General features: G+C 63.4%; 20 protein-coding genes. 10 read left to right on the top strand and 10 right to left on the bottom strand.

What is annotated here, in order from left to right:
* Positions 1–111: 111 nt before the first annotated feature.
* Positions 112–2,400, top strand: coding sequence for a tyrosine-type recombinase/integrase (locus ACQ4MJ_RS26665; protein WP_431153253.1), 2,289 nt, complete (start codon positions 112–114; stop codon positions 2,398–2,400).
* Between the two features lie 286 nt (positions 2,401–2,686).
* On the opposite strand, the gene ACQ4MJ_RS26660 is transcribed toward ACQ4MJ_RS26665, so the two are convergent.
* From ACQ4MJ_RS26660 to ACQ4MJ_RS26625, 8 genes are all read right to left on the bottom strand, one after another.
* Positions 2,687–4,255 (bottom strand): SAVED domain-containing protein, encoded by a 1,569-nt coding sequence (locus tag ACQ4MJ_RS26660; RefSeq protein WP_431153252.1) that lies wholly within the window; start codon positions 4,253–4,255, stop codon positions 2,687–2,689.
* Positions 4,256–4,259: 4 nt separating this feature from the next.
* Complete coding sequence (locus tag ACQ4MJ_RS26655; RefSeq protein ID WP_431153251.1) at positions 4,260–5,822, bottom strand: nucleotidyltransferase; 1,563 nt, start codon at positions 5,820–5,822, stop codon at positions 4,260–4,262.
* A 666-nt stretch (positions 5,823–6,488) separates the two neighbouring features.
* Positions 6,489–6,806, bottom strand: coding sequence for a hypothetical protein (locus tag ACQ4MJ_RS26650; RefSeq protein ID WP_431153250.1), 318 nt, complete (start codon positions 6,804–6,806; stop codon positions 6,489–6,491).
* 166 nt (positions 6,807–6,972) lie between these two features.
* Positions 6,973–7,275 carry a hypothetical protein gene (locus ACQ4MJ_RS26645; protein ID WP_431153249.1) on the bottom strand — a complete coding sequence of 101 codons (303 nt, stop codon included), beginning with the start codon at positions 7,273–7,275 and terminating at the stop codon, positions 6,973–6,975.
* The gene (locus ACQ4MJ_RS26640) at positions 7,272–7,742 is read right to left on the bottom strand and encodes a DUF6283 family protein (RefSeq protein WP_431153248.1); all 471 of its coding nucleotides are present in this window, start codon (positions 7,740–7,742) and stop codon (positions 7,272–7,274) included. Before ACQ4MJ_RS26640 ends, ACQ4MJ_RS26645 begins: the two co-directional genes overlap by 4 nt.
* Before the next feature lie 24 nt (positions 7,743–7,766).
* Complete coding sequence (locus ACQ4MJ_RS26635) at positions 7,767–8,024, bottom strand: hypothetical protein (protein ID WP_431153247.1); 258 nt, start codon at positions 8,022–8,024, stop codon at positions 7,767–7,769.
* 114 nt (positions 8,025–8,138) lie between these two features.
* Positions 8,139–10,169, bottom strand: coding sequence for a ParB/RepB/Spo0J family partition protein (locus ACQ4MJ_RS26630; protein WP_431153246.1), 2,031 nt, complete (start codon positions 10,167–10,169; stop codon positions 8,139–8,141).
* Positions 10,170–10,262: 93 nt separating this feature from the next.
* The gene (locus ACQ4MJ_RS26625) at positions 10,263–11,090 is read right to left on the bottom strand and encodes a DUF932 domain-containing protein (protein ID WP_431153245.1); all 828 of its coding nucleotides are present in this window, start codon (positions 11,088–11,090) and stop codon (positions 10,263–10,265) included.
* Positions 11,091–11,694: 604 nt separating this feature from the next.
* Here ACQ4MJ_RS26625 and ACQ4MJ_RS26620 point away from each other — a divergent pair.
* Complete coding sequence (locus ACQ4MJ_RS26620) at positions 11,695–12,702, top strand: type IV toxin-antitoxin system AbiEi family antitoxin (protein ID WP_431153244.1); 1,008 nt, start codon at positions 11,695–11,697, stop codon at positions 12,700–12,702.
* The gene (locus tag ACQ4MJ_RS26615; protein WP_431153243.1) at positions 12,647–13,546 is read left to right on the top strand and encodes a nucleotidyl transferase AbiEii/AbiGii toxin family protein; all 900 of its coding nucleotides are present in this window, start codon (positions 12,647–12,649) and stop codon (positions 13,544–13,546) included. The genes ACQ4MJ_RS26620 and ACQ4MJ_RS26615 overlap by 56 nt, the downstream gene beginning before the upstream one ends.
* A gap of 68 nt (positions 13,547–13,614) precedes the next feature.
* Here ACQ4MJ_RS26615 and ACQ4MJ_RS26610 read toward each other — a convergent pair whose 3' ends face one another.
* Together ACQ4MJ_RS26610 and ACQ4MJ_RS26605 are read right to left on the bottom strand one after the other, a co-directional pair.
* A complete protein-coding gene (locus ACQ4MJ_RS26610; RefSeq protein ID WP_431153242.1) occupies positions 13,615–15,015 on the bottom strand; it encodes an FAD-binding oxidoreductase in 1,401 nt (466 codons plus the stop codon).
* Positions 15,012–15,920, bottom strand: coding sequence for a shikimate dehydrogenase family protein (locus tag ACQ4MJ_RS26605; protein WP_431153241.1), 909 nt, complete (start codon positions 15,918–15,920; stop codon positions 15,012–15,014). Before ACQ4MJ_RS26605 ends, ACQ4MJ_RS26610 begins: the two co-directional genes overlap by 4 nt.
* 103 nt (positions 15,921–16,023) lie before the next feature.
* Here ACQ4MJ_RS26605 and ACQ4MJ_RS26600 point away from each other — a divergent pair, with 103 nt between their 5' ends.
* The 7 genes from ACQ4MJ_RS26600 to ACQ4MJ_RS26570 all read left to right on the top strand — a co-directional run bounded on the left by ACQ4MJ_RS26600 (position 16,024) and on the right by ACQ4MJ_RS26570 (position 21,626).
* On the top strand, positions 16,024–16,491 hold the full coding sequence (locus ACQ4MJ_RS26600; protein WP_431153240.1) for a MaoC family dehydratase: 468 nt from the start codon (positions 16,024–16,026) through the stop codon (positions 16,489–16,491).
* Positions 16,488–17,279 carry a 3-ketoacyl-ACP reductase gene (locus ACQ4MJ_RS26595; RefSeq protein WP_431153239.1) on the top strand — a complete coding sequence of 264 codons (792 nt, stop codon included), beginning with the start codon at positions 16,488–16,490 and terminating at the stop codon, positions 17,277–17,279. The genes ACQ4MJ_RS26600 and ACQ4MJ_RS26595 overlap by 4 nt, the downstream gene beginning before the upstream one ends.
* A gap of 76 nt (positions 17,280–17,355) precedes the next feature.
* The gene (locus ACQ4MJ_RS26590) at positions 17,356–18,129 is read left to right on the top strand and encodes an SDR family NAD(P)-dependent oxidoreductase (RefSeq protein WP_431153238.1); all 774 of its coding nucleotides are present in this window, start codon (positions 17,356–17,358) and stop codon (positions 18,127–18,129) included.
* A 123-nt stretch (positions 18,130–18,252) separates the two neighbouring features.
* Positions 18,253–19,107, top strand: coding sequence for a branched-chain amino acid ABC transporter permease (locus tag ACQ4MJ_RS26585; RefSeq protein ID WP_431153237.1), 855 nt, complete (start codon positions 18,253–18,255; stop codon positions 19,105–19,107).
* Complete coding sequence (locus tag ACQ4MJ_RS26580) at positions 19,107–20,105, top strand: branched-chain amino acid ABC transporter permease (RefSeq protein ID WP_431153236.1); 999 nt, start codon at positions 19,107–19,109, stop codon at positions 20,103–20,105. Before ACQ4MJ_RS26585 ends, ACQ4MJ_RS26580 begins: the two co-directional genes overlap by 1 nt.
* A gap of 1 nt (position 20,106) precedes the next feature.
* Complete coding sequence (locus ACQ4MJ_RS26575) at positions 20,107–20,868, top strand: ABC transporter ATP-binding protein (RefSeq protein WP_431153235.1); 762 nt, start codon at positions 20,107–20,109, stop codon at positions 20,866–20,868.
* A gap of 8 nt (positions 20,869–20,876) precedes the next feature.
* Positions 20,877–21,626 carry an ABC transporter ATP-binding protein gene (locus ACQ4MJ_RS26570; protein ID WP_431153234.1) on the top strand — a complete coding sequence of 250 codons (750 nt, stop codon included), beginning with the start codon at positions 20,877–20,879 and terminating at the stop codon, positions 21,624–21,626.
* Positions 21,627–21,683 lie beyond the last annotated feature (57 nt).

The following is a 21,683-nucleotide window of genomic DNA, read 5'->3' as shown; positions in this document are numbered from 1 at the left end:
TCAGGCAGTAGTTTGCATTTAATTTTATAGTGACGATAATTATAGTTATCGCCTTTACAGTTCAGTGGAAAAATTAAGGCGCGTGACCACAAGAGGGCAGGGCGTCGGTGCTTGGCGCTCTCCATCGACAACAACACGGAAATGACGGCAAGCGACAGCCTCCAATCAACGCGAGCGCACACCACGGTGGTGGTCGACGACCCCATCGAGGCGTCGGCCAGTGAACTGCTTCGACCCAAGCGCCGACGTGGGCGCCCGCTCGGCTCCAAGACGCGCACCGCCCACAGCCATGTCAGCGCTGACGAGTTCGCGTTCCTCAGAGCCATTGCCCAGGGCGTGGACCTGACCGTTGCATCCAGGCAGTACCTGGTCTGGCCCGGGCGCCCTCCAGAGCGTGCAGCGCTGATTTCGTTCTGCCAGGTTCTGGTAGGGCGGATCACGAGCGGGGCACGTGAGCTGCCGGACTCTTCGACTGCTCGGCAAATGTTGACGGACCTTCAGGCCTTGCAGATCGGCGTGTCGCCGGCGCCAGTGACGGGCGATCCGGCTGCCGAGGAAACGCGCCCACCAGGTACGGCGTTGCAAGCCAGGCCAACCCTCGAAGAGTTCGCGAGCCAGTTCGACGAGGGTATGTTCGGCGAAGCTGAGTTGATTGAGATGTATGCCGAGGAGTACCCAGCCACATCCGGGCCAGGCCCTTCGCCTGAAAGCGGTGCTGCCTCGAATGAAGGATTGGCCGCAGCGCTTGTGGCTGCAGAGCCGAGAGCATTGAGCAATGTCGCTCGGATGGAAATTCTCCTCGCTGCGATTGACTGGCTGAGCGCTCAGCTTGCCGTCGCTCCTGAGCGTGGGCACCGATTGGAGCAGTGGATCTCGCTGAACTCGGCACAACGCGAGGCTATGAACCACGCCGGCGTCATTGTCCTTGGGGACCTCGTGGACTGGATTGCGCTGCGGGGTGAGCGCTGGTTCGTCGATGTGCCCCGATACGGGACAACCCGCGCGAGGGCGTTGGAGAACTGGCTGTTGAAGTGGGGTGTGAGGCCCAGCGCAGGCCTGCCTGCTCTGGGCATGGCCGGACTTGCCCAGCGCCGGGCGGAGAGGCCGTCGGCCCTCGCGCCGCTGAGTCAGGCGACGTGGCCACTCGAGCTGCGTGGCGAAGTCGGCACGTTCCGCAGTGAGCGGCCGAACACGTTCAATGCCACGAACGACCTCGAAGCGGTCCAGGCCTGGTTTTCGATCATTCAGGAAAAGTCATCTGCGACGCAGACGAGCTATCGCCGCGCCGTGGAACGCCTGGTGCTTTGGGCCATCCACGAACGCCGCACAGCGCTGTCGTCGCTGACCACGCAGAATCTGCTGGAGTTCAAGGCGTTCCTTCGCAACCCGCCTGCGCACTGGGTGCAGGAGGGCAATGCACGGAAGCTGAAAGCTGACGCTGACTGGCGGCCGTTGCGCGCCCCACTGAGCGATTCAAGTGTGGTGCTGACCTTTGCCGCTGTGGGTGCCATGTTTGCGAGCTGGAAATCGCAGGGCTACATCATCAGCAATCCCGCAGAGGGCATTGCGACGCCCAAGCGCGAGACCGCGACCATGGACGTGATGCGTTCGTTCTCGGTGCAGAACCTGCAGGTGATCGGAGAGACCTTCCGAGGTCTGGAAGAGGGGAGCAAGAAGCGGCGCCTGGCTGCGATCATCCGCCTGCTGGAGTCATCAGGGCTGCGGCGGGAGGAGGTCGAGAAGGCGAAATGGGGTGACCTGTCGCGAGCTCGCTTGGAAGGGCGAGACACCGACGACCTGGTCCTGAGTGTTGAGGGCAAGGGCCGCCGCATGCGCATGGTGCCGATCAATGAAGCGACGCACCAGGCGCTGCTCGCGCATCTCGCGGACCGGCAAGAGTTGGCGGCAGAGGGCGCGCTTGGGCACTATCGCGGCGTCAAGCTCCAGGACATGCCCCTCATCGGCATCCTCGACGAGCGCTGGATCAAAGGGATGGCCAAGAAGCGGGGCGCGGAGTGGCGCCGGTCCGCTGGCGAGGCTCCGCAGTTGGTCGTGGATGGCATGTCAACAGCACACCTCGAGGACTGGACTGTTAATTCGCACGGGGGGTTGTCGGCCTCGGCGATGTACTCGCTGCTCAAGGGATTTTTTCGTGAGTGCGCAGTTTTGGCGGGCGAGGACCTGCAGGCAAAGGGCGCGATGCGGGGGACGTTTTCGAAGGCATCGACCCACTGGCTGCGCCATACCTTCGCGCACCATGCGCTGAGGTCCAGTGACAAAGATCTGACGGTGGTGCAGGCCCTATTGGGGCATGCATCGATCAACACGACCGCGATTTACATCAAGGCCGATCTTGGCTCGCGGGTGGCAACAGTGGCGAAGATTTCAACTGCAGTGTGACAGGCGAATGCGTCCAAACCGTCTGGGCCCGTGGTCTCTCCACGAGCTTCGTAGGGATGGGAAGAACCTCCGTGAAGCGGACAATGACCGTACGCTTCATTGCCGCGCATCAAGTCCAAACAGCGTGCCGCCTTGTTTCATTGGCTGTCGTCGAGCGATTCAAGCAACAGGAAGCGGAAAGCCTCCTTGCGGAGGCCTTCACACTCTGTACACCGGGGCGTCCATTTCTGGGTGAGCAGGTCGGCGCGTGGGTCGCACGGTTGCCGCATGCTGGCGCTTGTCCGGATCAGATCAGGCCGGTCCAGCTGCTGCTGCCTACCGCGCGCACTCCGGTGCCGGTGATCTCGATGGTTGGCTTGAAAACGCCGGGAGTTGCACCCATGGCGCTTTCGTAGCAGATGTAGCTCGCCTGGTTGCGTGCCTGCAGCTTCTGCCCGAATTTGAAAACCCCCGAAGCGGGCGAGCCGATCACAAGGTGGACCTGCTTCACCTTCCAATCCTCCTGCAGTAGTTGGACCGCATCGCTCATGGCCAGCGACAGTGCTTCCAGGCTTTCAGGCCTGTCGAGAATGGTCGGGCTCAACGGGCCGTCGCTTGTGATCTCGATGGTTGGCATCTTGAAACCGCCGTCGTGAATGTGCGGCTCCAGACGTTCAGGGGTGATGCCGAAGGTCAGCGATACCAACAGACATGCCTCAGTCTCACCTGGGCTGTGCCCCCGGTGCCTGGCCAGCTTGAACGTGGGAAGCGCAACCGAAGGCGCGCCAGCATCGACACTCCATTTTCCCTGGGTGAGTTGGCGGCGGAACTGCAGCACCGTGGCGGACGCTGCTTCACCGAAGATCCGGCCTGCGAGGACCAGAACCGATGTGCTGTGCAGCGGCAGGATGGCGAAATGCTTTCCGCCGCCAGGTCCGCCGGGGTCGGGAGCAAGAAGTTTGCGCATCTGTGCGAGTTCTGCGCCCATGCCCTGCAGCAGCATAGACCAATAGGACTGGGAATGCGGATCGTGGGTTGACCAGCCGTTTTCCAGGAAGGTGTAGGGATGGCCCGGTGCCTTGCGCAGCTTTCTGGACCACAGGCCTTCTTCGACATCGCGCCAATCCAGGTGCGCAGACTGGCTCGAGATGTTGCCCACGATGGCCACCGGGATGGCTTCCTTGTGCTGTAACGAGTCGAGAAGCCGCTCCACCTCAAACAGGCTGTCACGGCGCATCTTGCGCAACACGTCGACGGTGAAGCGGTCCGGATCCTCGCGGTCAATGCGGCGATGGCATTCGTCGCACAGGAGCAGGTAGTTGGTCACATCCGCCGACAGGGTGTGCGAGTGCATGGGCGAGCCACGAGGGCCATCCGGTGAGGACGCGATGATGTGTGCGAAGTAGGAGGACTTTGAAGTGGCCCCTGTTGCCCGGTGCTTCATAAGGTCCTTGCCGCAGCCCGAAAACTGGCAGCGCCACTTGGCTTCCAGGCCAAATGCGTTCTCTTCGGACTTGCTTAGGCTCTGGCCACGACCGCTAACGCTTGTGAGCGCCTTCGCATTGGCAATCCAGGCGTGCAGGATGGCCGGAGTTCCAGGCACCGGCGCCACAGCGGCCCAGTCCGTAGCGGCTGGGGAATGGGCGACCTGCTTCCATTGCAGCCGCGTTGCTGTGGCCAGCTTCTTGGCAGCCTTTGACGCTTCCTCTCCAAAATCGCCACGCGCCACCGGCACCCAGGGGGCGTGCGGCCTGTGCCGCTGCGCAATTGCAGATGTAAATCCGTTGACCACGACGAGCATTTCACCTGTCGCGTTCTGAAGCTCTCGCGCCATGGCGCCATCTGACAGCGCCACGGAATTGAGGATATCCGCCATTCTTCTACCTAACTCTGACAATGAAAATATCGCTTTTGGCCACGAGGTGACCGTCCTTGACGATGAAGCACTGGGCTGAATGAGTACCAGTGAACCCGATCGGTTCGGCGCGTTTGGCGTGGCCCCTCGTCAATGTGCCTCCAGGGTAGAAGCCACCGCGCAATGTGTTTGCATCACTCGCCTCCTTGCCGGTGTTTGTGATCTGCCAATGGACGTCGTAGGGATAGTCAACATTGGAAGAGGCCTCGAACAGGATGGAGGCGCCCTTCATCAAGCTGTGGTCCCCGCTGCGAATGCGCTGTGGACGGGAGAATCCGCGGGCAGTCCATGTGACCTTGTGGATCTGCACCCAATGCCCAGCCTGCTTTGCAGGCCAGTGGGCCGCTTTCTTGTGCGGAGCGTTCAATACCGAGGCGGCGCGTTGCAGGAACTTCGTCATTGCGCCTCGGACACCACCACCGGCTGCCGCAGCGCGTGCCCCACGCTCGCCGAATGACTCCATGGCGGCTTCCGTCAAGCGATGCGAGGTACGCTCCTGGAGGATGGAGTTCAAGTCCCGCTTGGCTTCTTGAAGCCACTTGTAGAAGTTCGCACGCTTCTTGGGCGCCAGGACCCAGCGATCCGCAAAGTTCTCCTGTGGGTCGGTTGGATTCGCAATGACGGCGTTTCCGTGCTGGTCCACCGTGATGTGCGATTCCATGCGACCAAGAATGCCGACCACCGCCTCGGCGACCGTACGCTCGCCCTGATAAGACAGGCCAGCCAGCGTGGTCAGGATGACCGAGATCGGCTTGTCTTCAGGGTCGTCTGCAAACATGTGGTCCCGGTGGCGCTTGAACACCTGGACGGCCTGCTGCAGCGGCGTCTTTATGGTGTAGGAAGGGATGTCTTCGACGTTTGCTTCCATGGCGATGGCCACCGCCTCACGCATCTGTTCGAAATTCTCCCTCATGCGTGAGCGGAACCACTCGGTGTAGCCCCGCGGATTGGAATGGGGCCACTCGCCGTGAAGGTTGCGGTAGTTGGGATGGTCGATGTCCGTGATCGCAATGGCGGTCTCCGCCCACGGTGTATCGAGCTGGGCTTCTCGCAGGATGCGCCGCTTCTCGCCGCCGTCCGGGATTGCGGGAAGTGCATCGAGATGGAACTGCGCTCCATCGGCATAGTCGAGCGTCCAGCACCTGCGGCTCTCGCCCGCCTCCGACATGCCATGTGCCTTGGCATAGGCCTTCATCTCGACGCCAAGCAATTCCTTGAGTTGCTGCTGCGTCAAATTGGACTTGCCAGCCGACAGCTCGCACACCAGGTCGATGTCGTAGTCCTCGTGCTCGTTCACCGGCCTGATGGGGGTGCCGAGCCGGAATGAGCCCTGGACGTAGACATCCGGATCGAGGTCCTTCAGGGTGGAGTCGTCACGGCACAGCCAGTCGCCCACGGACTGGTAGCGGCGTTCCGCCTCTTCATACCGGGAGACCGGAACGTCCAGTTCCTTGACCAGGCGCTCCAGGAACTCCATGCCCTCCGGGGTCATCCCATCTCCCGAATCAAACAGCTCATTCAACGTCATTCTTTGCCTTCTTGATTGTCGTCTCAACCACCGCCCGGAGCACTTTATTCATGACGATCCAAATTGCCTACAATTCAATGGCCAATGGGGCTGGCACACGATCTTATTTGTCGAGCACGTGGTCATCGAGCCAGAGGTTGACCGCGAAAAGCCGGTTCGTGGCCATCTTCATCTGAGATATCAGGTGGCGCATCTCGCCAGGCTCGACCTAGTGCATGCCGTAGTGGCCGATGCCCCCGTAGTTGGATCCGCCGCCAATGCAGTGCAGATGCTTGGCCGTTGGTGGCGACGGCACCACAAGGCGTCGTATCCGCCTCGGTTATGCCGAGCTCCAGAGTCAACCGGCGTACTGTCTCGAGAGCCTTCTCATTGTTTATTCCCGCACCCCCGCTGGGTCAGGTTTGCGCGGGAATCAACAGGTAAGTGCGCTATCGCCCCGGGCCTGACAGGATTTATCGTGTACTCCACCTATTGTGTGGATGTCTGAGTGCGAGGCGATTTTCTTGGACGTCGCTTGGGTGGAACCCGGATGCCACCTGGGTACTGGCGCAAGTTGCCCCCTTATAGCTGGCTGAGGGCTAAAGAATAGTCGTCGAGCAGTGCAACTTTCAGCGCTGAAAGTTTTGAAAAACTCCCATCCGATCGCTGCGGTCTCCTCCAATCTGCTCAGTGGCTCCCTGCCGCCTCCGTCTGCTCGCCACTGTCCGCCTGCAGGATCTTCGCCCCAGAAAAAATGCATTCCAGCTTCTCGTTGATGTAGTCAGACATCGTTGGGTGAAGCGGCAGCGGGTTGCCCGTGTGCCGATTGCACTGCGTGAAGTCGATGCCTTCGGCATGCGCACGCCGGCAAGCGAGGATGTACTCGTTCATCAGCCCGGCGAACTCGATGAAGGGATGGTTGCCGATGGAGACGGCATCCCGGTAGAACGCGTCGGCGGTGTCACTCATGCGTTTTAGTGCAGTTTCTCGTTCGGTAGCGTCCATGATCTTTTCTCTCAAAGGTGTCCGAGGTGTAGTGCGGCGGTGCCAGCACTTTGAGGGTTGGGGGGCCGACTGATCTGCACCCCTTGGGCGCGGCCGTGGCCGCGCCCTGAATTTTTGGTTCTTTCGATGAGCCGGCCTGGCCCTGACGGATGAGACTCGTCCCACCTCAATCGAATTTGATCAGATCATGCGGGACCTTGATGTCAAAGTGCTGGTCGATCAGGGAACAGAACTCCAACCACTCGGCTGGACCCGCACGCTCATGCGTGCAATGCAGGCATTGGGAGGCACCGGCCATCTGCTGCTCAACCGAGGTGTGCACATCCATGCCAAATCGCTTGTCGAATCGACCAACGGTCGATCCGTCGAGCGAGAGCACCCACACGGTAGTGCCGAGGGCACTCACTTTGATCTGTTCGCCGACGAGATCCTCGTCGGCGACATCTTCCGTCCACGGCTCTTGACTCATTCCATATCTCCACGATCGACAGCAGACTCGGTGAGGGTCGCTTCACCGCCCGTGCCTTCCAGCTTCTGCAATACCTGGCCGTAGTTCTCATGCAGCGCAGGCCAATCGTCTCCAGGCGAGAGCGCATCAGGACTCACTCGCCCTTGAATGACCGCGAGCCGCACGTTCGGATGGCTGTGGCCAACGGTGGCCAGCCAGCCTGCGCAGGCCATTTCTCCGCCAATCTTCGATTGATGGCATGCAAACATCGCCGCCCCAAAGCTAGGCCCATGTCCGCGCTCGTTCGGGCAGGTGGCGGCAAGGTCGCGGGCCATTTCGAGGCTGAAGCCGGGGATGTCCTGTGCGCTCTGGTCCACGCGCCAGGGGCAGCTTGGGCATGGCTGTTGTAGCACCCGCCAACCCTTCGATTGCGAATCGGCATCGCAGCTTTCTGCGACGAGATCGGCTTCAGAAATTCGCTCACTCATGTTCAGCCTTGCAGTGAGGGCGCTCTACACATACTTCGCCGGATTGCCGGCGTGTTCCCAGGAACTGATGAGCAGCTCAATCCATCCTGGATCGAGCCGGGCAAGTGCCTCCGGCACTGTGTAGCCCATCTCCGCCAGGAGATCTGATCGGCTCGCTGCGAGGGCAACGTAGCACTGTTGGCCTGTCGAAAGCACCCAAAACCCCGAGTCGTCGCGCTTGGCGACCGCCAAGGCGACATCGTTCAATCGGTCAACCTGGCTGTTGTTTGATTTCTTGTACATGGAATGTGCGAAGCAGAAATGAGGCGTTCAGGGTGAGAGCATAGTGTTTGCAAGCTCATCGGACCACTCGAATTGGTCAACAAAGGCGCGGTGCCTGCACCGCGCCCTTGCCGTTTACTCGACGGCCTTGTCGGTAGTGGATGCATCGCCCGGCTCGGCCGCAGGGCGCGAGTCGGCTGCTTCATCCTGTTCCGTGGAGTCCTGCACGGGCTTGATGGCGAAGATGGCAGGCATCCAGCCTGTTCCTTCAACCAGGCGCTCTGCCTCGCTCGCAATTTCGGCCTTCTTGAGCTTGCCCAGTCGCTCCACCTCTGCGGGCGCGAACTCGCTCACAGCATTCTGAATCATGGCCTTGGACAGGTGCTTGAAGTACCCCTCGGCGGTTGGCTTCCACCAGGTTGCCATGTTCAAGCCAGCCGCTTGGGCGATCTGCTCGCCGGGTTGGCTGGGCGTGTGTCGGTGCGTCACCACGTCCACCGCCGTGGCCGTGCAGACCGCCAGCAGCCGGACGAGCTCGTCCTGCGTCATTGCCAGCAGCGCTGCAAAGAGTTCGTCGCTGTCCGACGGGAGCTTGTCGCCCCAGATCTGGCGTACCTCGCGCAGCGCGATAGCTGCGGGCGACTCGGGCAGGTCAGAAGCAAGGGTTTCAAGCCCGTTCTGCTCCGTGATTCGAACGCCCATGGGCAGGTTCCGCTGATACCCTCGATGCAAGGTTGTCTGCACCAGGACATGCACCACGCTCGTCAGTGCAACATGGGGGTGCTGCGCAACTTCGATCTGCAGGGCTGCCGTTCGATGTGCGCTCAGGCGCTGGGCCAGCTTGTCGGTCATTCCTGCAGTCGTCTGCGCCTCGTCGGCACCGCCATCCTGACCGCCCGCGCCGGTATCAGGCGCAGAACCTGCGCGAGCGCTTTCCTGTGCGCGCAAAGCCCTGTGATCTTCCTCCTTCAACAGGCCGCGATGCAAGGCAACCTCGCCGCTGCGATCTACCGTGACGACGCACCCACCGACAGATTTGATGGAGTCGCTGAATTCAAGCAGCGAGTCCTCCAATGCCTGAAGTTCATTGCCGAGTCGGTCACCGTCCTCTTGGAGTTCATCGGCCTTGGCTTCGTCGTCCGCATCCATCGCTGCATCGACAGCCTCGCCAATCTCCTGAATCTGTGCCTCCAGCGCCTCGATGCGCTCGGCTTCCTTCTTCGTTGCGGGGCGCTGCTCACGTGGCGCACGATGAAAGGCGTGCATGTCGGTGAAGGTAGCAGCGGGAGCGACATCCACCCAAGACCAGCCTTCGGCGCGCAGTGCCGCTGCGCTGGCTTCCAGCTTGTCACGGACCAAGGTTTCAAGGACCGCTTTGTCGGACACGTAGATTCCGTCATCGCCCTCCGCGAACAGATCGCGGCGAACCCCGCCCCCGGCCTGCTCGTAGGCTTCCAGGCCAACAAAGCGCACCCATGCGTGCGAAGCCTTCATTTCCTGAGCGGTCAGATGCTCGCGCAGTGCGGAAGGGCTGCGTTGCCACTGGGGCGAGTCGTAGAACGCGGCTTCCTGCGCGGCGTGGTCATCCGTCACAGCCAGGGCCATGAGTTGATCCAGGGTCACAGCGTCTGCACGGTAGTCGGCGATGAGTCGCGGGGAAACGTTGGCGAGCTTGAGGCGACGTTGCACAACCAGAGGTGTCACCCCAAAGTCAGCAGCGATGTCTTCCACCGGGCGGCCTTCGGCCCTCAAGGCCGCAAATGCCTCGTACTGGTCAGCAGGGTGCATCGCCTCGCGCTGGACGTTCTCGGTGAGGCTCACCGTGCGCGCGCTGTCGTCGGCCACCTGCAGGCAGGGCACGTCCCAGTCCTTCGCAATCCGCTTCTTCTTCGCCAGGAGCTTGAGTGCTGCAAGACGGCGGCCCCCGGCTACGACCTCGTAGTGCACCCCGTCAGCGGCCAGGGTGACGGAAAGGTTTTGCAGTAGGCCAATGCGCTCAATGCTCGATGCCATCGCTTCAATGGCCGTGGCGGGCGTGGTGCGGACGTTGAGTCGGGAGGGACGCAGCCGAGACAGTGGGACGAGAAGCATGTTCTTCGATGGAACGGCGATCTGCAGGGCGGTGGTGGCGATGGCTTGTGCTTCGGTGTTGGTGATTGCGTTCATGGTGTTGTCCTATCGTGAAATGAAAAACGGAAGGTGAAAAATTCGTATCGAAAGAGGGCAGGGGAGGGGGCATCCCCTCCCGGTGAGTTCAGATCAAGCCTTGAGCTGGCGCATGCCATCGGCCAGCAGCCACAGGGCACGGTTCAGGCGGATATCCGAGTCGATGCCTTGCACGGGGCGCGTCTGCTGACGGCGTCCGTTGGCGCTGCGCCCGGCAAGTCCGCCCTTGGTCAGGTTCTCCTGCGTGCGGTTGAACACGGTCCAGAGGTCAGGGCGGCTGTCGTCTGAGCGGCGCGGCATCAGAATCTGCGACTCAGTAACGGGAGCGGGCTTCGTGGCATCGTCGTACTTGAGGGCCAGGGCTGCGCGGGCAAACACCTCGGATTCCCCGTTGTCCAGGGTGATGGCCTGCATTGCTTCGCGCGATTCGCGGGCCTGGTCAAATCCACCCAGCACCTGGTAGGCGCCCTCGATCACATGGCCGGCCACATCGCCCTTGTGTGGAACGCGCACGTCTGCCACGGTGTCGCCGCATACCAGGCCGTTGCTACAAACAAACCTGAACATTCCTGCCAGCATTTGGTAGCTGCTGGTGCCATCGTGCGAGTTCAGCAGGATGATTTCGTTGGCCTCCCCCCGGGCCGTGATCTGGCTGGCGTGACGCAGGCGAATCATGTGCTTCGTGTAGTCGCGGCGCTGCTCATTGCGCACGCGGGTCTGGGTCACCATGAACGGCTGAAAGCCTTCCTTGCGCAGTTCGGTCAGAACGGAAACGGTGGGGATGTAGCTGTATCGCTCCGAGCGGCTTTCGTGGGGTGCGTCGGCAAAGATGGAAGGGACCACTGCACGGATTTGGTCATCCGACAATGGGGTGTCACTGCGCAGTACGGGGGAGCGGAAAGCGAAGCGGGATGCGAGCATGTTGTTTCTCCTGAATGGATTGGCTGTTGAAAAATGCACACCGGATTCCTAGATTCGGAGCCCAGCCTCGTGGCTGTTCGGTGCGGTTGGCACGAAGAACCCGGCTGGCCTCGTTGCCACCGTCTTTCCTGAGTTCATCGCCCGAGACGTTCAGGAGCGCGCGGCCGCAAACCGTCAAGGAATCAAGCGCCAGGTAGGTGCGGCCCGCAGGCGAAGCCGAGGACTCGGCCTGGTGCGCCTTGACGGTTTGCGGCCGCGGGCTACAGTCGCGGACAAGGTGATGGAGTTAGGAAAGACGGCTGAACAGGCAACGGCCGGCTTCTTTGTGCCTACCGCACGGCAAGCGAAGCGCGCAGGCCCGGATCAGGGACCGGGCCGGAGGCGTCAGCCGAGCAGCGCGAGGGAACGATGGAAGCCCGAATGGGGCGAGACTCGCGCAGCGAGGCTCGATGCGAAGCACGACAGCGCGGCCGGCCATACACGTAGTGGCCGGAGACGTCCGGTTTCCTGCTGCCTGAACCAGTCCGCTGGCTCTGCAACGGTTTGCGTTCTTGGTTTTGTTCAGGTATTGTTGATGTTCACGTAACGTGGACATTCGAAAAACATGGACAACCAAGGCATCATTGATCGCGCAGTAGAGGCCATCGCGCCTGTCTTGCAGTTCGACGCCGTGCCCAACCATTCCTTCGGAACGACCCACCTCAGGGCGTCCATACCCGAAGCAGGTGAGCATCTTTTCGACGCGCACGTACGAACAGTCGACCGGGTTCAAACGCTCCGAACGCTGAAAGCCCTGGAGGCCACAGAATCAACGGGAGAGAAGTCCACCGGACAGCAACTGCTCGTTGCGCCCTACATCTCTCCAGCCATGGCAGATGAATGTCGGCGGATCCACCTGAATTTCATCGACACCTCAGGCAACGCCTTCATCCGAGTGCCTGGCTGCCACGTGTTCATCACGGGAATTCCCCGCCGGCCTGATGCCCCGATCAAGACAACGACTGGCATGTGGACCCGGCCAAGCGCCCTGCGTGTCATCTTCAACTTGCTGACGCAGCGAGCGCTGATCAACGAAACGCAACGCGACATAGCCGAGGCCGCAGGTGTATCGCTGGGATCCGTTGGGCCAGTCATCAAGGATCTGGAGAACTTAGGCTTCCTCAGCCGCGGAGTCGACAGTCCCAGGCGATTGCTCGCTGCGGACAGCCTGGAGATGGAATGGGCCACACACTACACAGTTTCCCTGCGCGACAAGCTCAATCCAAAGCGGTACAAGCCGCTCAATGATTCCTGGTGGAAAGGCGCGCACCTGGATGCAGAAAAGGCCCAGTGGGGCGGGGAGGTGGCCACGTTTCATCTGACCGACTACCTCAAGCCTGTTGAAGCGACGATCTACAGCAGGATCCCCCGCTCTGACCTCATGGTCCTCTATCGCCTGAAGCCTGATCCCAAAGGGTCGGTCGAAGTGCTCGACGCGTTTTGGCCGCTCAGCAAGAGCACCGAACCTCCAACAGTCCCGCCGCTGCTGGTCTACGCAGACCTGCTGAACAGCCGCGATGATCGAAGCCTTGAAGCGGCCCAAATGGTTCTGCAAAGGATGCGAGATGCTTGAAGTGGGGAGCGAGAGGCCGATCGATCAACTTTTGCTGGAGATCCTCCAGCATGCGCACCAGGCCGCCACTGAGCAAGGCATCGAGTACTTCGTGGGCGGTGCACTCGCGCGTGACATTCTTCTCCACCACGTGTTTGGTGGAGCCATCGAGCGGGCAACACTCGATGTCGACATTGGCGTGTACCTGCGCAACTGGGATGAGTTTCAGAAGCTGCGGGTACGGTTGATCGAGACCGGTCGGTTCTTCGCCACCGAAGGAAGTCCACATCGCCTTCATTTCGCGAAGCACGGCGGTGTGCCGCTGGACCTCATACCGTTCGGCAAGGTCGCCGACGACGGACAGCAGATTGCCTGGCCGCCCAATCGCGATGTGGTGCTCAACGTCGCAGGCTTCGAGGAGGCGCAACAGTTTGCTGTGCTGGTCGATCTTGGCGGCGGTTTGCGTGCGCGAGTCTGCTCGCTCCCCTCGTTGGCCGTCCTCAAACTCCTCGCATGGAAAGACCGGCACACGGCAAGCCGCAAAGATGCCACGGACTTCCTGCTTATCGCGCAGCGCTACGCAGAGGCTGGAAACGAGGACCGACTTTATGGAGCCGACCTTGAAGTGTTGGCCAAGTCCGAGTACGACATGGATTTGGCGGGCGCGATGCTGCTCGGAAAAGATGCAGCCAGGACCTGCAGCACAGCGACAGCGCAGCAGGTCAACGAAATTCTCTCCGACGCGAAGTTTCGGCAGTTGATGATCGACCAGCTGCTGCGCTCCAAGGCAACGGTGGAGCCTCTGTTGGGGGAAGGCCGAATAGTGGCCATCCTGAGCGCATTCGAGCGAGGCTTTATGGCGTGAATACAGGCGGGATCTACAACCGACTGCAGGTCGCGCTCAGACATTGCTGACACGCCCTGAGCGGCGTATCAGATCACCTTGCCCGGATTTAGCAGGCCCGTCGGATCCAGCATCTTCTTCAGCGCCGCCATCAAGGCCATGACCTCCGGAGGTCGGCTGTCTCGCAAGGCGGCACGCTTGTCCAGCCCGATGCCGTGCTCCGCCGAGATCGAGCCGCGCCGCCGATGCACTCCCGCATAGACGATCGCCTCGAGCGCGGACTTCTCCGATGGCTCCATTCCGCCGACCACTACGTGCAGGTTGTTGTCAGCGACATGACCGAACACCACTGGACGCGCGGCCGGCCAGCGGGCGGACACCGCATCGCACAGCTCGTCGACGTAGTCGACCATGTGCGCAATCGGCACGCTGACGTCGAAGGCGTGAAGGGGTTGCAGCAACCGGATCAGGTGCTCAATGTCGTTGCGGATTGCCCAAAACGCCTCTTGGTCGGCGCCAGAGCGCGCCACCGCAGCGTCGCGCAGCAGGCCCTCCTCGACGAGTTGGTCGAGCAGCGTGAGCAGGCGCTCGTCTTCTGCGGCCTCGCCGCCGTCCTCCAGCTCTATCAGCACGTAGGCGGCGGCCCCGGCGGCGACCGGCGAGCGGTGGCGCGCTGGCTCCACACCGTGCTGCTCCGTCATCAGAGCATGGAACGACGGCCACATCAGTTCGAAGGCCGAAAGCGAGCCACCCAGAGCCGATTCCACCCGTGACAGCAGTCGCGGCAACGCGGCCAGGTCCTCGACAGCGAGGAAGGCCGCCTCGTGCCGGGGCAGCGCCGGCCTCAGTCTCAGCACCGCTCGGGTGACGATGCCCAGCGTACCCTCAGAGCCGATGAACAGCTGTTTTAGGTCGTAGCCGGCATTGTTCTTCACCACCTGGTCCATCAGGTCGAGCACGCTGCCGTCGGCGAGCACCACCTCCAGGCCTAGCACCTGTTCGCGCATCATTCCGAAGCGAAGCACCCGCTCGCCGCCGGCGTTGGTCGCGATCAGCCCGCCTATCGTCGCCGAGCCGCGCGCGCCGAGGTCGACCGGGAACAAAAGGTCTTCGCGCGCCGCTGCGTCCTGCATCGTCTGCAGGACCACGCCCGCCTGCACGACCGCGATGCGCGACATCGGGTCAAGCAGCTCGATCGCGCGCATGCGTTCGGTCGACAGATGCCATTCTCCCGCAGCCCCGCTAGGCTGGACGCCGCCAGCGAGGCCGGTCGCGCCGCCCAGCGGCACCAACGTACGCCCGGCCTCGTGAAGCAGCCGCACCATTGTCGCAACCTGCGCCGTGTCAGCGGGCCGCAGGATCGGCGAGGCGCCCAGCGTCGCGCCGAACGGCGACAGAGTGCGGCCCTGCGCGTCGGCGGGAGGCACCACCGAGGCCACACCGCAAGCGGCCACGATGCGCTGGATCAGCGTGTCGTCGGACACTGTCATACTGGTGCCTCCTCGCGCGGCCACGCCGCTATCGCAGCCGCCACCCCGCCGCGCGCGGCAAGTAGGAAGTCGCAGGCGCTCGCTATCTGCGCGTCGAGCATCTCGCGCCCGCGGACGGTCACGCAACCGCTGTCCTCTGCGATCGAGATCAACCGGGTACGCTCCGGGTCCATCACCGCGTCCATCACCACCACTCGCGCCGGGATCCGGATGTCGGCGATCGGCGCGGCCTGCGGGTCAAGCATGCCGACTGGGCTGGCGTTGATCAGCAGGTCGATGTCGTCCAGCGCCGGACTGCCCACGACGGCCCGCGCCGCTAGAGCCGGGAAGCCGCCGAGCAGCGCCTCCAGTAGGCGTTCGGCCTTGCGCCGGTCGGGGTCGACGATGCGCAAGCGGCCGACGCCTCGCCGCGCCAGCTCAAAAGCGATCGCCGCACCCGCGCCGCCCGCGCCCATCAGCTGCGCTGACAGCCCGGCCACCGGCACGCCGCGCCGCTCGATTGCGTCGATGCAGCCCATACCGTCGTGGGCCTCGCCCATCCAGCCGCCGGGTCGCGCCCGGGCGAGCACCGAGGCCGCGCCGCAAAGGCGCGCGGTCGGCCCGACGTGGTCGAGCCAAGGCAGCACGTTCGGCTTGTGCGGCACGGTGATGACAAGACCGTCGAGATTGTCGAGCCGCAGCAGGCGCGGGAACACCTCGTCGAAGTCCTCGGGGCGGATGTCGATCGGGACCAGCACCGCATCCTCGCCGCGCCGCCGCAGTTCGTGCGTCAACGCCTGCGGCGAACGGGCTTGCGCGATCGGGTGGCCGACGATGCCGTAGAGGCGCGTGCGGCCGGAAATGAAGTCGACCTCGCCAGCACGGGCGGGCGGGGACGACACGTTGAAGCGGGGATGGGACAACATGGTCAGGGATCTTTCGGAGTCAACACGGTTGCAGGTATATTGACTTACCTGTAGGTCAGTATTAGAGTGCCACCAACATCCATTAGTCAACCCCGAGATCCCAATGACCTTCCTCGATTTCCGCGTCCAGCCGGGCGACCACGTCCGCTTCTCCAAGACAGTCAGCGAGAGTGACGTCTACTTGTTCGCCGGCATCACCGGCGACTTGTCTGACGTGCACTGCAACGAGGAGTACATGCGCAAAGGCGCCTTCGGCCGTCGCATCGCGCACGGTGTGCTGGGCATGGGGCTGATGTCGACCGCATCCACGCTGATGTACACGCCGCACCTGCCCCACTACGAGGGCTACACTGGAGTCTCCCAGGGCTACGACAAGGTGCGTTTCATCGGTCCGGTGTTCTTCGGCGACACGGTAACAGTCACCTACACGGTGAAGTCGCTGGAGGCGGACCGCCGCCGCGCGCTGGCCGACGTGGTGCTCACCAACCAGCGCGGCGAGACCGTTGCGACGGCGATCCACATAATGCGCTGGGTGCCGGTGGCAACGCAGGATTCGAAGGTGGCAGCATGAAGGCGGGTGACACCCGCCGCCGCGTAGCCCTCGTCACCGGCGGGCGCCGCGGCATTGGTCGCGCCATCGGCTACGCGCTGGCCGACGAGGGTTACGACGTCGTGGTCAACGACCTCGAGCGTGACGCCGCCGCCGACGAGACGCTCGCCGGCTTAGTGGCCCGCGGCGCGCAGGCGCGTTTCGTGGCCGGTGACGTGTCCAAACTCGACGGGCATGCCGCGCTCGTCGACGCCGCCTGGGGCGCTTTCGGCACAATCGACTGCCTGGTCAACAACGCAGGTGTGCAGACAAATTACCGCGGCGACATGCTGGACATCCCGCCGGAAAGCTTTGACCGCCTGCTCGGTGTGAACCTGCGCGGCTCCTTCTTTCTGACACAGCAGGTTGCGCGGCGCATGATCGGCGAGCCGGCTGGCGACGTGACTCGGCCGCGGCGCGCGATCGTCTTCGTCTCCTCGGGCAATGCGGTGGTCGCGACCGCGACACAGGCGGACTACTGTATCTCCAAGTCGGGTGTCGCAATGATGTCGACGCTGTACGCGCTGCGCCTGGCGCCGCACGGAATCGCGGTGAACGAGGTTCGCCCCGGAATCATCCGCACCGACATGACGGCCGACGTATTCGACAAGTACGACGGTTGGGTGCGCGACCGCGGCTTCCCGATGGCGCGCTGGGGCGAACCGGACGACATCGGCCAGGCAGTCGCAGTGATCGCCAGCGGGCGTCTGCCCTACACCACGGGCCATGCCTTCCACGTGGACGGCGGAATCCACATCCGCCGCACCTAAGGCATCACCCGCTGGAACCCGGCGCCTCGGACAACGAGGCGCCAATGAGGCGATCACTCAACGATTGAGAGCAAGCATGTACGGTTACAAAAAGGGCGTGGCGGTCGTCACTGGTGCCGCCAACGGCATAGGTCGCGCGATCGCGTTGCGGTTGGCGGACGAAGGTTGTGCAGTGTCCCTGTGGGACGTCGACGGCGCGGGCCTGGAAGCCGTTGCCGCGCAGTGCCGCAGCGCTGGAGTGGCGGTCGATACGCGAGTGGTCGACGTGGGTGCGCTGCCGGCGGTGCGCGAGGCCGCGGCGGCGACGACCGCGGTGCTCGGTGAGGCTCCGCGGATTCTGGTGAACGCGGCCGGAATCGGCCAGGTGGCCTCTATCCTGGACGGCTCGCCCGAGGAGTTCGATGAGACGATGCGTGTCAACGTGCGCGGCACCTACAACTGCTGTCATGTTTTGCTTCCGGCAATGACCGCGCAGCGCGGAGGCAATGTCGTCAACATCGCCTCCTGGTTTGGCAAGAGCGGGCGGCCGATGTCGCTTGCCTACTGCGCGTCCAAATTCGCGCTGATCGGGATGACGCAATCGATGGCGCTCGACCTCGCGCGCGACGGAATCCGCGTCAATGCCGTCTGTCCGGGCACGATCACCGACACGCGGATGCGCGAGGCGGCCGACCGCCAGGCCGTCGCCAAGGGCCTGCCCCCGGCGACCGAGCGCGTGCACATGATCCCGCTGGCGCGCCTGGGTACCCCCGGAGACGTCGCCAACGTCGTGGCCTTCCTGATCTCGGAGCAGGCCTCCTACATGACCGGTCAGTCGATCAACGTGACCGGTGGACTCTGGATGAACTGAACCGGACGCGTTGCGTGTCCGTGGATTGTCAGCAAGTGAGAACTTCGGGGGTTTTCCCGACTTGCAAGTAAGTATGCAATCTCGTTCAATACAGTCTTGTTCTTGTCCCCTGGAAGGCGTGTTGTGGCCGAGTTGCTGGAATTCCTGATACGTGGAGCGTTGCTTGGTGTGATGTATGGCTTACTGGCTTTCCCGGTGAGCCTGCTGTTTGTGACCACCAGCTCGGTGGATGTCGCTCTGGGTGCTTACGCGGTCCTGGCCGCGGCGGTGATGTATGTCACCGGTGGCGCTGGTGGCATCGTGTTCGGCATCGGCTGTGCGGTGTTCGCATCGGCGATCGTGGGGTTCATTTCGATGCGGCTGAACCGCCCGGGATCTGTTGACCATGTGACTGCGGTGCTCGGGACCTTCGGGCTGTCGACCTTCCTCGAATCGATGGTGCTGACGATCTTCGGCACCAACCCCATGGTCCGCCACCCCTTCGACACTTTCTGGGACGTGGCCGGAATCCGCATCAGCCCGCAAATGGGCATTAACATCACGGTTAGCGCGATCATTCTCACAGCGCTCTTCTACGTGCTGCAGCGTACACCGTTCGGCCGCGCGATGCGGGCGAGCGCGGTCAACCCGACCGGCGCGACACTGAACGGCATCCCTGTGCGGGCCATCTGGTTCAGCACCTACCTGCTCGGTGGGCTGCTGGCCGGCATCACCGGCGTGCTGGTGCTGTTCACCACCGGCACCGACTACAGCGCGGCGTTCACACTGACGATCTGGGGCTTCGGCGCGGCCATCATGTTCGGCCTTGGCAGCCCGTTGCGCGGCTTCGCCGGGGGCCTGGTGATCGGCGTCGTGCAGGCGCTCAGCGCTGGTTACCTGCCCGGCGCGTGGGCGAGCGCCGCTCCGCTCATCTTCATCTTCGTGATCTTGTCGCTTGGGCGCATGAACCGGATCGCGGCCACCGGAGGGCGTGTCTGATGGCTTCCGTGTTCCAGCTCCCCGTGGTCCGGCGCCACGTTCCCGCGCTGATCGTCTTGGCTGTCGTCGCCCTCGCGGCGCCTATGGTGATGGCCAGCCCGCTGCTGCTCGACAACGCGGTGATCGTCGCAATCTTCTCGCTGCTCGCGCTGTCGGCCGGCATGGCCTACGGCCAGGCCGGCATTCTGTCGATCGCGCCGGCGGCATTCGCATCGGTCGGTGCCTTTGCGACCGGTATCGTGACGACCCGCTACGGCCTGCCGCCGCTGGTGGGCCTCGCGGTCGCGCTGCTGCTGCCGATGCTGTTCGCCTATCCGATGGCACGGGCGATCACCCGGCTGTCGCCGATGCCGCTGTCGATCGCCACGCTGCTGCTGAGCATGCTGCTGGAGCTCGCGATCCGCGAGGGCGGTACCTTCACCGGCGGCTACAGCGGCCTGTCCGGGCTGCCTGGGCTGTCGTTCGCGCCCGGTGCGGAAGGCATGTACCTGCTGGCCTGGGGCATTGTCGTCGCAGTGGTCGTGCTGTACGCCAACCTCACCGACTCGGCGATCGGCCGCGCTGTGAAGACCGCCCGCCACGACCCGCTGCGTGCCACCGCCGACGGCGTCGACGTGCCGGCGCTGCTCGCCGCCTACTTCGCGCTGTCGGCTGCAGTGGCCGGCCTCGCCGGCTGGATGTACGCGCACTACATGAGCTACATCGGGCCCGACTCGCTGACCCTGCACGTGTCGATCAACGTGCTGCTGATGGCCGTCGTCGGTGGCGCATCGACCATCGTTGGACCGATCCTCGGTGCTGCCTTCCTGACCTCGATCACCCAGTTTCTGCCGGCCCGCGGCACGCAGGGCATGTTCTTCGGTGGCGCACTTATTCTGGTGCTGCTGGTCGCACCCAACGGAGCGCTGGGCACCGACTGGAAGAAGCTGTTCTCGCGCAGCCGCCGCCGGGGCGCGGCGAGCGGCGTGCCCGTCGCGGCCAAGCAGAAGGGAGGCTGAGATGACCATCAACGTGAAAGGCGTGACCGTCCGCTTCGGCGGCGTGGTAGCGCTCAAAGATGTCTCGATTCAGCTCGAACGCGGTCGCGTCCAGGGCGTCATCGGCCCCAACGGTTCCGGCAAAAGTACGCTGTTTAACGCAATCACCGGCATGGTCAAGCCCAGTGCCGGCAGTGTGAGCGTGGATGGCGTTGCGCTGGACACGTTGCCCCCGCACCGCCGCATCAACCTCGGCCTGGCACGTACCTTCCAGACCCCCCGTTTCGATCCGCACATCACGGTGCACGAGGCGGTGATGTGCGGCTTCTACCCGGTGCACCGCGCCGGCATGCTGGGAGCAATGTTCCGGCTGCCGCAGGCGGCGAAGGAGGAGAACGGCTTCCGCCGCCGCTGCGACGAGATTCTGCGTGAGATGAAGTTGGATGACTACCGCGACCTGCGTATGAGTGAGCTGCCGATGGGCCGCGTCCGCCTGGTGGAGGTGGCTCGCGCCCTGGCCAACGATCCGAAGTACCTGCTGCTGGATGAGCCCGCCGCGGGCCTCGCGCAGGACGAGCAGTCCATGTTGACCAGCGAAGTGCGGCGCCTCGCGAAGCAGGGCGTCGGCGTGCTGCTGGTGGAACACAACTTCAGGATGGTGCGCGAGCTCGTCGAGCAGGTGCTGGTGCTGAAGGAGGGGGTGCGGCTGATAGAAGGCACGCCCGAAAGCGTGTCGCGCGATCCCGCGTTCGTCGAAGCCTATCTGGGGAGTGCCGGCAAATGAGCGCCGTTATGAATGCCGCAGCCGCGGCCGGGGCGTTGTCGACGTCCGACCGCCAAGTCTCCGTGTCGTGCCGCTCGATCAGTGCGCGCTACAGCCGCATCTCAGTCGTCGAGAGCGTGCACCTTGACGTCCGCGGCGGCGAGATGCTTGCGGTGTTGGGCGCTAACGGTGCCGGCAAGAGCAGCCTGTTCGGTGCCATTGCCGGAATTGTGTCAGGTAGCGGGAACGTCAAAGTCGACGGCGTCGAGCTGGGCGGCATGGCCGCCTACAAGCGGGCCTCGCACGGCCTGGCCTTCGTGCCGGAGCGTCGCGGTAACGTCTTCGCAACGATGTCGGTACGCGAGAACGTCGACATCGGCCTGCGCCTTCTGCCGGTCGCCGAACGCGAAGCGCAGCGACGCATGATCATGGAACTGTTCCCGATCCTGCAGAAGCGCGAAGACGCAGCCGCTGGCGTGCTGTCCGGCGGCGAACAGCAGATGCTCGCCATCGCGATGGCGTTGGGCCGCAAGCCGAAGCTGCTGCTACTCGACGAGCCGACGCAAGGCCTGGCGCCGATGGTTTATGACCTGCTCCAGCACGCGTTTGACGTCCTCAAGGGCCTCGGCCTGGCGTTGCTGCTGGCTGAGCAGAACCTGCCGTTCGCCGCTCGTGTGGCCGACCGCTACCTGGTGCTGTCGCACGGGCAGGTGGTGCGCCAGGGCGGCCGAGCGGACCTCGAACACCCCGACGAGCTGGCCGACGCCTTGCTCGGCTGACCCATGAGCGGAGAACGCCGGCGGGGTGCGACGGCGTGATTTCCGGCAATTCACACA

It is taken from the genome of Acidovorax facilis (assembly GCF_050626955.1).
Taxonomy (GTDB): Bacteria; Pseudomonadota; Gammaproteobacteria; order Burkholderiales; family Burkholderiaceae_C; genus Acidovorax; species Acidovorax facilis.
This window is presented reverse-complemented; position numbering and strand designations above follow the sequence as displayed.